Origin of the sequence: Streptomyces sp. NPDC086554 (assembly GCF_040686095.1) — a bacterium.
In the GTDB taxonomy this organism is placed as follows: domain Bacteria; phylum Actinomycetota; class Actinomycetes; order Streptomycetales; family Streptomycetaceae; genus Streptomyces.
Map to the genome: position 1 here is coordinate 264,143 of NZ_JBFBJK010000002.1, position 12,870 is coordinate 277,012.

Genomic DNA, 12,870 nt, shown 5'->3' on the forward strand with positions numbered 1-12,870 from the left:
AGGGGGGTGCTCCGCCAATCGGTATCCCCCTCCGACGCAAGGGAAGGGTGGCAGCCATGCGCTACCGGCTCACTTTCGTGGCGGGACTGGCTCTCGGGTACGTGCTCGGGACCAGGGCCGGACGCGAGCGTTACGAGCAGTTGAAGAAGTCCGCTCGCGAGTTCGCGCAGAACCCGGCCGTGCGCAACACCGTCGAGTCCGCGACGCAGCAGGGACGCGATGTGGCGGGCAAGGCCTTCCACTCGGTGTCCGAGAAGGTCGGCGACCGGGTGCCCGACTCGGTGGCCGACCGGGTGCGGTCGCTGCGCGAGCGCGGGCAGTCCGCCCCGGTCGAGGACGACTGGGGCACGAGCAACACCTAGCCGGAGGGCCGGCTGGGGCCTGCGGTACGGGACACGGTGCGCGGTGCGGCAGAATTCCCGCATGGGGATAGTCGCTGGGCTGGACAGTTCGCCCGATTTCACGCGCATCGTGGTCTGTGACTCCGACACGGGCGCCGTACTCAGGCAGGGCCATGCCCCGCATCCGCTGGAGAGCACCGAGAGCGGCGGGCGGCCTTCCGACGTCGATCCGCAGGCCTGGCTGCTCTCGCTCGGCGAGGCCGCGGGCGGCGGGCTGCTCGAGGGCGTGCAGGCCATCGGCGTGGCCGCGCAGCAGAACGCCCTCGTCGCCCTGGACCAGCACGGCAACACCGTGCGGCCCGCGCTCGTCGGCAACGACCGGCGCGCCCAGGTCGCCGCCGCCGATCTGATCGACGGGTTCGGCAGCCGCGAGGCCTGGGCGCAGGCCGTCGGGTCGGTGCCGCAGGCGGGGCAGCCCGTGACGAAGCTGCGCTGGCTGGCGAAGACCGAGCCGGAGGCGGCGCAGCGCGTCGCCGCGCTGATGCAGGCGCACGACTGGCTGGTGTGGCAGCTCCTCGGCCGTCCCGCACGGCGCACGACCGACCGCGGCGGGGCCTCCGGGACCGGCTACTGGTCGGCGGCGACAGGTACGTACCGCCCCGATCTCGTCGAGCTCGCGCTCGGCCACCAGGTGATGCTGCCCGAGGTGATAGGCCCCGCCGAAGCCGCGGGTACGACACCCGAGGGGCTGCTGATCTCTGCCGGTACGGGCGAGACGATGGCGGCGGCCTTCGGGCTCGGGGTCCAACAGGGCGACGCGGTCGTCTCGTTGGGGGCCTCGGGGTCGGTGATGGCGGTGCACCATGAGGCGCTGGTCGATGCGAGCGGGACGATCACATCCCTCGCGGACGCCACCGGAATGCATCTGCCGGTGGTGCACACGCTGAACGCGGTGCGGGTGCTGCGGGGCGCCGCCGAGATGCTGGGAGTTGCCGACCTCGAAGGGCTCTCCGATCTGGCCATGAAGTCGACGCCGGGTGCGCACGGGCTCGTACTCCTGCCGTATCTGGAGGGCGAGAAGACGCCGAATCTGCCGCACGCCGCGGGCACCCTGACCGGACTCCGGCGGGAGTCGATGCGGCCCGAGCATCTGGCGCGGGCCGCCTTCGAGGGCATGCTGTGCGGGCTCGGTGACGCGCTCGACGTGCTGCGGGGGCGGGGGGTGGAAGTCCGGCGGGTGTTCCTGCTCGGTGCCGCCGCCGAGCTGCCGGCCGTGCAGGCCGCGGCGCCGATGCTGCTCGGTACGCAGGTCGTGGTGCCGCAGCCCGCGGACTACACGGCGATCGGCGCGGCACGCCAGGCGGCCTGGGCCCTGACGGGCCAACTGCCGCAGTGGCAGGGTGCGTCGGCACAGGTCTTCGAGCCGGGCGAGGAACTGCCGGTCGGCCAGGCGGTGCGTCAGCAGTACAGGACGGTGCGGGAGCAGGCCCATCCGGGGGCATTCGCGGCCAGCGGTTTCTGAGGGCGCCGGGGAGGAGTGCCGGGGAGGAGCGCCCCGAAGGGGCGCGGGGAACTGCGCGACCAGCCACGACGATCCCGCGGGGACGTACCTACTTATTGACCCAGGCAAACTTTTTACCGGGTCATGGCTTAATCGGTTGCACACGCCCCGGTGCGGTATCGGAGTATGGGGGGCGACCTCGCCAGAAACCCTGCCCACGCCTCTCGAAGAGACCCCGTGCTCATACGACTCCTGCGGGCCCACCTGGGCCCGTACAAGAAGCCCATCGCCCTGCTGGTGCTGCTGCAGTTCCTGCAGACCTGCGCCTCGCTGTATCTGCCCACGCTCAACGCCGACATCATCGACAAGGGTGTCGTGAAGGGGGACACGGGCTACATCCTGTCGTTCGGCGGCGTCATGATCGCCGTCACCGTCGCCCAGGTGGTCTGCAACGTGGGCGCCGTCTACTACGGCGCCCGCACCGCGTCCGCCCTCGGCCGCGACATCCGGGCCGCAGTCTTCGACCGCGTACAGGCCTTCTCCGCACGGGAGTTGGGCCACTTCGGCGCGCCCTCCCTGATCACCAGGACCACGAACGACGTCCAGCAGGTGCAGATGCTGGTCCTGATGTCGTTCACGCTGATGGTGTCGGCGCCGATCATGTGCGTCGGCGGCATCATCATGGCCCTCGGCCTCGACGTACCGCTCTCGGGTGTCCTCGTCGCGGTCGTGCCCGTCCTCGGGATCTGCGTGAGCCTCATCGTGAAGCGGCTGCGGCCGCTCTTCCGCACGATGCAGGAACGCCTCGACACCGTGAACCGGGTCCTGCGCGAGCAGATCACCGGCAACCGTGTCATCCGCGCCTTCGTGCGCGACGAGTACGAGAAGGACCGCTTCCGGCAGGCCAACGGCGCGCTGACCGACGTGTCGCTCGGCACCGGCAAGCTGCTCGCGCTGATGTTCCCGATCGTCATGACCGTCGTGAACATCTCGTCGATCGCCGTGGTGTGGTTCGGCGCGCACCGCATCGACAGCGGCGGCATGGAGATCGGGGCGCTCACCGCGTTCCTCGCGTATCTGATGCAGATCGTGATGTCCGTGATGATGGCCACCTTCATGTTCATGATGGTGCCGCGCGCCGAGGTCTGCGCCGAGCGCATCGAGGAGGTCCTGGACACCGAGAGCAGCGTGGTGCCCCCGGCCGACCCGGTACGCGAACTGCGCAGCCACGGCCACCTGGAGATCCGAGCCGCGGGCTTCCGCTACCCCGGCGCCGAGGAGCCCGTGCTCAAGGCGATCGGCCTGGTGGCGCGCCCCGGCGAGACGACCGCGGTGATCGGGTCGACCGGCAGCGGCAAGTCGACGCTGCTCAACCTCGTACCGCGGCTGATCGACGCGACCGAGGGGCAGGTCCTGGTCGGCGGCGTCGACGTGGGCACCGTCGAGCCCGCGCTGCTCGCGAAGACCGTGAGCCTGGTCCCGCAGAAGCCGTACCTCTTCGCCGGCACGGTCGCCACCAACCTCCGTTACGGCAACCCGGACGCGACGGACGAGGAGCTCTGGCACGCCCTCGACGTCGCCCAGGCCAAGGGCTTCGTCGCAGGCCTGGAGGAGGGGCTCAACGCGCCCATCTCGCAGGGCGGCACCAACGTCTCCGGTGGTCAGCGCCAGCGTCTGTCCATCGCGCGGACGCTGGTCCAGCGCCCGGAGATCTACCTCTTCGACGACTCGTTCTCGGCCCTCGACTACGCGACGGACGCGGCGCTCCGAAGCGCCCTGTCCCGCGAGACCGCCGAGGCGACCGTCGTGATCGTCGCCCAGCGCGTGTCGACGATCCGGGACGCCGACCGCATCGTCGTCCTCGACGAGGGCCGGGTCGTGGGGACGGGACGCCATCACGAGCTGATGGAGAGCAATGAGACCTACCGGGAGATCGTGCTCTCCCAGCTGACGGAAGCGGAGGCCGCGTAATGGCCGGTCCGGGCGGACAGATGATGGGGCCGGACTCCCGGTCCATGGACTTCAAGGGGTCCGGCAAGCGGCTCCTGGCGCAGTTCAGGCCCGAGCGCACCACGATGTACGGGATGATCGCCGCCGGCGTACTCAGCGTGGCGCTCAGCGTGCTCGGCCCGAAGATCCTCGGCAGGGCCACCGACCTGCTCTTCGCGGGCATCGTCGGCCGTGACATGCCGGACGGCGTCACCAAGGACCAGGCGATCGAGAACCTGCGGGACAAGGGCGACGGCGGCATGGCCGACATGCTCTCCGGGGTCGACTTCACGCCGGGCAAGGGCATCGACTTCGGTGCCGTGGGCGAGGTGCTGCTGCTCGCGCTCGGCACGTTCCTGGTGGCCGGGCTGCTGATGCTCGTGGCGACGCGGCTTTCGAACCGCGCCATCAACCGGACCGTCTTCCGGCTGCGCGGCGACGTACAGACGAAGCTGTCGCGGCTCCCCCTGTCGTACTTCGACAAGCGGCAGCGCGGCGAGGTGCTCAGCCGGGCCACCAACGACATCGACAACATCGGGCAGACGCTGCAGCAGACCATGGGTCAGCTGGTGAACTCGGCTCTCACCATCATCGGCGTACTGGTGATGATGTTCTATGTGTCGCCGCTGCTCGCGCTGGTGGCGCTGATCACCGTGCCGCTGTCGTTCTTCGTCGCCACGAAGGTCGGCAAGCGGTCGCAGCCGCAGTTCGTGCAGCAGTGGAAGACCACCGGCAAGCTCAACGCGCACATCGAGGAGATGTACACCGGGCACAGCCTGGTGAAGGTGTTCGGGCGTCAGGAGGAGTCGGCGAAGGCCTTCGCCGAGCAGAACGACGCGCTGTACGAGGCCGGGTTCAAGGCGCAGTTCAACAGCGGGGCGATGCAGCCGCTGATGTTCTTCATGTCGAACCTCAATTATGTGCTCGTGGCCGTGGTGGGTGGCCTCCGGGTCGCGTCGGGCGCGCTGTCGATCGGCGATGTGCAGGCCTTCATCCAGTACTCGCGGCAGTTCTCGATGCCGCTCACGCAGGTCGCGTCGATGGCGAACCTGGTGCAGTCCGGTGTCGCGTCCGCCGAGCGGATCTTCGAACTGCTCGACGCGGACGAGCAGGAGGCGGACCCGGTGCCTGGTGAGCGTCCGGAGAATCTGCGCGGCCGGGTCGAGATGGAGCATGTGTCCTTCCGCTACGACAAGGACAAGCCGCTCATCGAGGACCTCTCCCTGAAGGTCGAGCCCGGCCACACGGTGGCCATCGTCGGACCGACCGGCGCGGGCAAGACCACGCTGGTCAATCTTCTGATGCGGTTCTACGAGGTCACCGGCGGGCGCATCACGCTCGACGGGGTCGACATCGCGAGGATGTCGCGCGACGAACTGCGGTCCGGCATCGGCATGGTGCTCCAGGACACCTGGCTGTTCGGCGGCACCATCGCGGAGAACATCGCGTACGGAGCGGCCAAGGACGTCACCCGCGAGGAGATCGAGGAGGCGGCGCGGGCGGCCCACGCCGATCGCTTCTGCCGGACGCTGCCCGATGGCTACGACACGGTGATCGACGACGAGGGCACGGGGGTGAGTGCGGGCGAGAAGCAGTTGATCACGATCGCGCGGGCGTTCCTGTCCGACCCCGTGATCCTCGTCCTTGATGAGGCGACCAGTTCCGTGGACACGCGGACCGAGGTGCTCATCCAGAAGGCCATGGCCCGCCTCGCGCACGGGCGGACCTCGTTCGTCATTGCCCACCGGCTCTCCACGATCCGGGACGCGGACACCATCCTGGTGATGGAGGACGGGGACATCGTCGAGCAGGGTACGCATGATGCGCTGCTGGCCGCCGGTGGGGCGTACGAGCGGCTGTACAAGGCCCAGTTCGCCGAGGCTGTGGTCGAGGTCGACTAGGTCGACTAGTCGAGGTAGCCCCGTAGTTGGTCCGCGAAGGCGTGGTCCCGCAGCTTGTTGAGGGTTTTGGATTCGATCTGGCGGATGCGTTCGCGCGTCACGCCGAAGATCCGGCCGATCTCCTCCAGGGTGCGGGGCCTGCCGTCCGCCAGGCCGTAGCGGAGCTGGACCACCTTGCGTTCGCGCTCGCCGAGCGTGGAGAGCACCGCCTCCAGGTGCTCGCGGAGCAGCAGGAACGCCGCTGATTCCACGGGACTTGTCGCGTCGCCGTCCTCGATGAGGTCGCCGAGCGCGACATCGTCCTCCTCGCCCACGGGCGCGTGCAGCGACACCGGTTCCTGAGCCAGGCGCAGGACTTCACTGACCCGCTCGTGCGGCAGGTCCAGGTGGGCCGCCACCTCTTCGGGCGTCGGTTCGTAGCCGCGCTCCTGGAGCATGCGGCGCTGGACGCGCACGACGCGGTTGATCAGCTCCACGACGTGTACGGGTACGCGGATGGTGCGGGCCTGGTCGGCGAGGGCCCGCGACATGGCCTGGCGGATCCACCAGGTCGCGTACGTCGAGAACTTGTAGCCCCGGGCGTAGTCGAACTTCTCAACCGCCCTGATCAGGCCCAGATTTCCTTCCTGGACGAGGTCGAGCATGGTCAGCCCGCGCCCCACGTACCGCTTGGCGACGGAGACGACCAGGCGGAGGTTCGCCTCGATCAGGCGGCGCTTGGCCATCCGGCCCGCGACCACCAACTTGTCCAGGTCGAGCGCGAGTTGGGAGTCCAGGTCGGGGGCGAGCCGCAGCTTCTCCTCGGCGAAGAGCCCGGCCTCGACGCTGCGCGCGAGCTCCACTTCCTCCGCCGCCGTGAGCAGCGGGATGCGGCCGATCTCGCGCAGATACTGCCGGAACAGGTCGGACGACGGGCCGCCGGTGTCGGTGCGGCCGCGAGGTGCCGGGGGCAGCTCGCCGGTGTCCGGTTCGAGCGCCTCGGCGGGTTCGGGGGAGTCCGGGGCCTCGGTGCCCGCGGGGCCCGTCTCCGGGTGCCGTGCGGCGCGGCTCTGCGGCGGTACGGCCGCTATGACGTCCGCGCCGGCTTCCGCACCCGCTTCCGCGGGCACGGCGGTCTCGCTCTGTGTGAGGGTCTGGGTCTGCACGGGGGCGACCTCCATGATGATCGCTGCTGAGGCGTGCGGCAGCGGTACAGCGGGATCGGCTTCGACGGCCTCGCCGCTGTCCGTCCCGAACACGATGTGTGGAATCGCGGGTGTACCGGTTCCGCATTCGCTGTCTGCGGGCCGGCCGCGCTCCGAGGACTCAGGCACCGCAACCCAGTGTGGGGCACGACACACGGCCGCCACGAGGGGCGTGCGGTGACTTTTTGAGTCCGGTCTGTGACCGGGTGGTTACCCGACGGGTAACCAGGCCCTTCCGGGGTGAACCTCAGAACGCGTACGGGGCGAGCCTCGAAGCACGTCCGGAGCGAGCCCCTAGAGGTCCCCTAGAGGGCGTCCGCGCCTCGCTCGCGCAGCGCCTGGGCGTACTGCTGGAGTACCCACAACTCGTTCTGGACAGCGGCCAGTTGCGCCGGGTCGCCCTGGCCGCCCAGGCGGGTCAGGCTGCCCTGGACCTCGCGGATGCGGCGGTCGACGGCGCGCAGCCTGACCTGGACGAGCTGAATGCCCGCGTACATCTCGTCGACCGTTTTGCGCAGGATCGCTTCCACGGCCAGCTCGGTGACCATGGCGCGGACCGTGTTGTCGGGTGCGGCGTCCAGGACCCGTGCGAGATAGGCCTGCGGCTCGGCGATGCCCGCGTCGGCGCCGCCCGCCTCCTCCACGCAGCGGCGCACCGCGGCGTACGGCGGGGCGGTGAACTCGTCCACGCCGTACGCGTCGAACGTCGGGGAGACCAACTCCGGGCGCTGCAGGGCCAGCTTGAGCAGCTCGCGCTCGGTGCGGTGGGCGGGGCTGCGCAGGTTCAGTGCGGGACCTGCGGGGGCGGCGGGCGCCGAGGGGCCGTACGACTGGTTCTGCTGCTGGCCCGCGCGCTGCTGGGGGGCGGGGCCGCGGCCACCGCGGTCGCGGGCCCAACGGGCCAGCTGGGCAACGCGCTTGACGACGAACTGGGTGTCCAGGATGCCGAGCATGCCGGCGAGCTGGACGGCCACCTCGTGCTGCGCGCCGCTGTTCTTGATGCGGGCCACGACGGGGCCCGCCTCGTCCAGGGCGGCGGCGCGGCCCGCGGGGGTCTCCAGGTCGTACCGCCCGACGATCTGGCGCAGCGCGAACTCGAAGAGCGGCGTACGGGGTTCCACGAGGTCGGCGACCGCTCCGTCCCCCTTGGCCAGGCGCAGCTCGCAGGGGTCCATGCCCTCGGGCGCGATGGCGATGTACGTCTCGGCGGCGAACTTCTGGTCGTCCTCGAAGGCGCGCAGGGCGGCCTTCTGGCCCGCCGCGTCGCCGTCGAAGGTGAAGATCACCCGAGCCGAGCCGTTGTCCATCAGGAGGCGGCGCAGGATCTTGATGTGATCGCCGCCGAAGGCCGTGCCGCAGGTCGCGATGGCGGTGGTGACGCCGGCGAGATGGCAGGCCATGACGTCCGTGTACCCCTCGACGACGACCGCGCGGGAGGTCTTGGCGATCTCCTTCTTGGCCAGGTCGACGCCGTACAGGACCTGGCCTTTCTTGTAGATCGGGGTCTCGGGGGTGTTCAGGTACTTGGGGCCGTTGTCGTCGTCGCGCAGCTTGCGGGCTCCGAAGCCGACGACCTCGCCGCTGATGTCGCGGATCGGCCACATCAGGCGGCCGCGGAAGCGGTCGATGGGGCCGCGACGGCCCTCCTGGGAGAGGCCGGAGAGCGTCAGTTCCTTGTCGCTGAAGCCCTTGCCGCGCAGGAAGCGGGTGAGGTGGTCCCAGCCCGCCGGGCTGTAGCCCACGCCGAAGTGCGCGGCCGCGGCCTGGTCGAAGCCGCGCTCGGCGAGGAACTTGCGGCCGATCTCCGCCTCGGGGCTCTCCAGCTGGTCGATGTAGAACTGCGTGGCGATCTTGTGGGCCTCGACGAGGCGGATGCGCTCGCCGCGCTGGTTCGAGGGGTTGTACCCGCCCTCCTCGTACCGCAGCGTGATGCCCGCCTGGGCGGCGAGGCGCTCGACCGTCTCCGAGAAGGTGAGGTGGTCGATCTTCATCACGAAGGCGATCGTGTCGCCGCCTTCCTGGCAGCCGAAGCAGTGGAAGAGACCCTTGCTCGGGCTGACCTGGAAGGACGGTGACTTCTCGTCGTGGAAGGGGCACAGACCCTTGAGGTTGCCGCCCCCCGCGTTGCGCAGCTGGAGGTAGTCGGAGACCACGGCGTCGATCGGGACCGCGTCCCGAACCGCCTTCACGTCCTCGTCATTGATCCTGCCTGCCACGTAGGAATACTACGGCCCTGCTGTGACACTCCAGCCCGGCCCTTCACCCGAGCAGCGACTCCAGCGGGACGGACGGGTCGGAGAGCGACTCGGCGGGCGGCCGGGCACCCGCGCGGATCAGCTTCTGGATGGTGTCCGTGACGTCCCACACATTCACGTTCATCCCGGCGAGGATCCGTCCCTCGCTCAGCCAGAAGGCGACGAACTCCCGCTTCCCGGCGTCGCCCCTGACCACGACCTGGTCGTACGTCCCGGGCGGCGCCCATCCCGAGTACTCCAGGCCCACGTCGTACTGGTCGGAGAAGAAGTACGGCACCCGGTCGTACGTCACGTCCCTGCCGAGCATCGCGCGGGCGGCCGCCGGGCCGCCGTTGAGGGCGTTCGCCCAGTGCTCCACGCGCAGCCTCATGTCGAAGAGCGGGTGCAGGACGGCGGCCACGTCGCCCGCCGCGAAGATGTCCGGGTCCGAGGTGCGCAGGGAGGCGTCGACGACGATTCCGCCGCCGTGCGCCCGGTCGGCGATGTCGAGCCCGGCCGACTCGGCGAGCGCGGTGCGCGGGGCGGCGCCGATCGCGGCCAGCACGTCGTGCGCCGGGTGCTCCTCGCCGTCGTCGGTGCGGGCGGCGAGGACCATGCCGTCCTGTCCCGTGATCTCGGTGAGCTTCGCTCCGAAGTGGAAGCGGACGCCGTGCTCGGCGTGCAGGTCGGCGAACATCTGGCCGAGCTCGGGGCCGAGGACCGCGTGCAGCGGGGTGGGCTCGGGCTCGACGACCGTGACCTCCGCGCCGTACGTCCGCGCGGCCGCGGCGATCTCCAGGCCGATCCAGCCGGCGCCGGCGATCACCAGGTGGCCGTTGTCGCGGCCGAGACTGGCGAGAACCTGACGCAGCCGGTCGGCGTGCGCGAGGCGGCGCAGATGGTGCACGCCCACCAGGTCGGTGCCCGGCACGTCGAGGCGGCGCGGCTCGGCGCCGGTGGCCAGAAGCAGCCGGTCGTAGTGGATGACGGCGCCGTCCCCGAGGCGGACGGCCTTGGCGGTGCGGTCGATGGCGACGACGGTCTGGCCGAGGTGCAGCTCCACGTCCGACTGCGCGTACCAGGCGGGTTCATGGACGAAGACGCTGTCCCGCTCCTCCTTGCCCAGCAGATACCCCTTCGACAGGGGCGGGCGCTCGTACGGGTGGTCGCGTTCGTCACCGATGAGGATCACCCGGCCGGTGAAGCCCTCGGACCGGAGTGTCTCGGCCGCCTTCGCGCCCGCGAGACCTCCTCCGACAATGACGAACGTCTGATCCGCGTCGACCACTTGATGCCTCCTCAAAGCCTTGCCGTCAGGGGAGCGTCCCGCACGGAGCGTGATGGGGGAAGGGGTTGGGCCCCTATCCGGCCAGTTTTCGTCACGCCCCGTGGTCGGTCTGCTCGGAAATGGGGCGCCGTGCGGTGAGCCGCGCGTGCAGCGAGCGGGCGGCGGCGTCCGTGAGTGACGCGATCTGGTCGACGACCACGCGCAGGGCCGCGCGGTCGTCCGGCGCCGCGTCGTACAGCGCGCGGAACTGTGGGTCGAGTCCTTCGGGGGCGCGGGCCGTGAGCGCATCGGCCAGCTCGGCGACGACGATCCGCTGGTCGGCGCGGAGCCGCTCCTGGGCGGGGCGCTGCATCACATAGCGGTCGGCGACGGCCTTGAGGACCGCGCACTCGTGGCGGGCGCCGCGCGGGACGACGAGCTCGGCGCCGTACCGGGTGAGCGGGCCCGTGCCGTACCGCGCGCGCGTCGCGGCCTCGGCGGCGAGGCAGAAGCGGCCGATGAGCTGGCTCGTGGCGTCCTTCAACCGGGCCTGGGCGACGGCAGAGCCGTCGTACCCGTGCGGCCACCACTCCTGGTCGAGGAGCCGGTCGAGTGCCTGGGACAGCTCTTCGGGGTCGGTGTCCGCCGGTACGTAGCGGCCGATCGCCACGGCGAAGATGTCCCGGCGCTCGGGCTCGGCGTGCAGCACGTTCGGGTCGAGGTGTCCGGCGTGCAGGCCGTCCTCGAAGTCGTGCACCGAGTACGCGACGTCGTCCGACCAGTCCATGACCTGGGCCTCGAAGCAGGTGCGACGGCCGGGGGCCTCCTTGCGGACCCAGTCGAAGACCGGCCGGTCGTCCTCGTAGACCCCAAACTTGAGGGATGCCGGGTCGGTGGGGTGGGAGCCGCGCGGCCAGGGGTACTTGGTGGCGGCGTCCAGGGCGGCGCGGGTCAGGTTGAGGCCCACGCTGACCAGTTCGTCGGTCTCCTCGCTTCTGATGAAGCGCTTCGGTTCGATGCGGGTGAGGAGTCTCAGCGACTGCGCGTTGCCCTCGAAACCGCCGCAGCTCTCGGCGACTTCGTTCAGCGCCTGCTCGCCGTTGTGCCCGAAGGGCGGGTGGCCCATGTCGTGCGCGAGGCAGGCCGTCTCCACCAGGTCCGGGTCGCAGCCGAGGGCCGCGCCCAGCTCGCGGCCGACCTGGGCACACTCCAGGGAGTGCGTCAGGCGGGTGCGTGCGCTGGCGTCCCAGGCCTCGTTGCTCCGCGTGCCGGGGGTGACCACCTGGGTCTTCCCGGCGAGGCGGCGCAGCGCCGCGGAGTGCAGGACACGCGCGCGGTCCCGCTGGAAGGCGGTGCGCCCCGGCCTCTTGTCCGGCTCGGCGGCCCATCGCTCGACGGCAGCTTTGTCGTAGGCAGCTTTGTCGTAGGCGGCCTTGTCACAGGCCGCCTCGTCGTAGGCAGCCTCGTCGTCGTACGCGTTCGGTGCAGTGCCTTCCATGCACCGACAGTAAACGCAAGCAGTGACAAAGGGGGCTTCAGGGGTCCCTCATCGGCCGCGCGGCCGAGGGGCGGTCCTGCGTCAGGCGGAGGTCAGCTGACGGGCCGGGGGCCAGGTCGCCGCCGTCGCCGCCGGTGCCGTGGTCCGGGCCTGTTCGTAGCGGTGCAGGACGAGGCGGGCCATCGCCTGGTGGTCGCCGAGCGGGGCGGCCGCGATCCAGGGAGCGGCCTCGGCGCACTGCGCGGCGAACCGGCCCGGCGCGGTGAAGTACGAGGCGACGGCGGCCCGGTGACGTCCGCGGGCGGCGAGCGAGCGCACGGCGGCGGGCACGGTGAGCGGGGCGTGCGCGGTGGGCGATGCGTAGGCGGGGACGACCGGCACGCCGAGGCGCTGCGCGAGGAGATCCGCCGTACGCCGGGTGTCGGCGGCGGAGTCCGGGTCGCGGGAGCCGGCGGCGGCGAGCACCACTCCGCTGGTGCGGCGCACGGCCTCGCTCGGGCGGGTCGGCCAGCCCGCGTCGACGAGCCGGGCGTGCAGCGCGTCGACGAGCAGGGGGTGCGGGCCGAGCGGGGCGGCGACGCGCGCGTCGAGGTGCGGGGCGGCGGCGATCGCGTCGGGGATGTCCTGCTTGACGTGGTAGCCGCGGCTGAGCAGCAGCGGCACGAGGACGGCGGAGCCGGTCGCCGCGGCGAGGGTGTCGGGGAGCAGCGGTTCGTTCAGCTCGATGTGGCCGAGCCGCACGGTGAGTCCGGGGCGCAGCTCGCGGATCCGTTCGAGCAGGGCCGAGACGGTGGTGAGGGTGCGCGGGTCGCGGCTGCCGTGCGCGACGACGACGAGCGCGGGCGCCGGGTCGGTGCGGCGCCTGCCGTCGAGCGACACGAGATTGAGCTGGCTGCCGAGCTGGCTGGTGATCCGGTCCATGAGTTGCGCCGTGCTTTCGAGAGGGGTGCCGTTC

At 70.9% G+C, this 12,870-nt stretch carries 9 protein-coding genes; 4 read left to right on the plus strand and 5 right to left on the minus strand.

The window, feature by feature from the left end; genetic code table 11:
- Positions 1-56: 56 nt before the first annotated feature.
- The 4 genes from AB0O76_RS03850 to AB0O76_RS03865 all read left to right on the plus strand — a co-directional run bounded on the left by AB0O76_RS03850 (position 57) and on the right by AB0O76_RS03865 (position 5,732).
- Complete coding sequence (locus AB0O76_RS03850; RefSeq protein ID WP_365485039.1) at positions 57-362, plus strand: YtxH domain-containing protein; 306 nt, start codon at positions 57-59, stop codon at positions 360-362.
- 61 nt (positions 363-423) lie between these two features.
- A complete protein-coding gene (locus tag AB0O76_RS03855) occupies positions 424-1,863 on the plus strand; it encodes an FGGY family carbohydrate kinase (protein WP_365485042.1) in 1,440 nt (479 codons plus the stop codon).
- Positions 1,864-2,079: 216 nt separating this feature from the next.
- A complete protein-coding gene (locus AB0O76_RS03860) occupies positions 2,080-3,813 on the plus strand; it encodes an ABC transporter ATP-binding protein (RefSeq protein WP_365485045.1) in 1,734 nt (577 codons plus the stop codon).
- Entirely contained in the window at positions 3,813-5,732 is a 1,920-nt protein-coding gene (locus AB0O76_RS03865) for an ABC transporter ATP-binding protein (protein ID WP_365485048.1), read from the plus strand. The genes AB0O76_RS03860 and AB0O76_RS03865 overlap by 1 nt, the downstream gene beginning before the upstream one ends.
- Before the next feature lie 5 nt (positions 5,733-5,737).
- Here the strand turns inward: AB0O76_RS03865 and AB0O76_RS03870 are convergent, their stop codons facing one another.
- The 5 genes from AB0O76_RS03870 to AB0O76_RS03890 form a co-directional block, all read right to left on the minus strand.
- The gene (locus AB0O76_RS03870; RefSeq protein ID WP_365485051.1) at positions 5,738-7,045 is read right to left on the minus strand and encodes a sigma-70 family RNA polymerase sigma factor; all 1,308 of its coding nucleotides are present in this window, start codon (positions 7,043-7,045) and stop codon (positions 5,738-5,740) included.
- Positions 7,046-7,221: 176 nt separating this feature from the next.
- Complete coding sequence (dnaG, locus tag AB0O76_RS03875; protein WP_365485054.1) at positions 7,222-9,132, minus strand: DNA primase; 1,911 nt, start codon at positions 9,130-9,132, stop codon at positions 7,222-7,224.
- Between the two features lie 43 nt (positions 9,133-9,175).
- On the minus strand, positions 9,176-10,438 hold the full coding sequence (locus tag AB0O76_RS03880) for an FAD-dependent oxidoreductase (RefSeq protein ID WP_365485057.1): 1,263 nt from the start codon (positions 10,436-10,438) through the stop codon (positions 9,176-9,178).
- Between the two features lie 91 nt (positions 10,439-10,529).
- Complete coding sequence (locus tag AB0O76_RS03885; protein ID WP_365485060.1) at positions 10,530-11,915, minus strand: deoxyguanosinetriphosphate triphosphohydrolase; 1,386 nt, start codon at positions 11,913-11,915, stop codon at positions 10,530-10,532.
- An 81-nt stretch (positions 11,916-11,996) separates the two neighbouring features.
- Positions 11,997-12,836 carry a sirohydrochlorin chelatase gene (locus AB0O76_RS03890; protein WP_365485552.1) on the minus strand — a complete coding sequence of 280 codons (840 nt, stop codon included), beginning with the start codon at positions 12,834-12,836 and terminating at the stop codon, positions 11,997-11,999.
- Positions 12,837-12,870 lie beyond the last annotated feature (34 nt).

Bases quoted from the DNA above. Each gene is read 5' to 3' on its own strand.
- AB0O76_RS03850 (WP_365485039.1), top strand. From the start codon at position 57: ATGCGCTACCGGCTCACTTTCGTGGCGGGACTGGCTCTCGGGTACGTG.
- AB0O76_RS03855 (WP_365485042.1), top strand. From the start codon at position 424: ATGGGGATAGTCGCTGGGCTGGACAGTTCGCCCGATTTCACGCGCATC.
- AB0O76_RS03865 (WP_365485048.1), top strand. From the start codon at position 3,813: ATGGCCGGTCCGGGCGGACAGATGATGGGGCCGGACTCCCGGTCCATG.
- AB0O76_RS03885 (WP_365485060.1), bottom strand. From the start codon at position 11,915: ATGGAAGGCACTGCACCGAACGCGTACGACGACGAGGCTGCCTACGAC.
- AB0O76_RS03890 (WP_365485552.1), bottom strand. From the start codon at position 12,836: ATGGACCGGATCACCAGCCAGCTCGGCAGCCAGCTCAATCTCGTGTCG.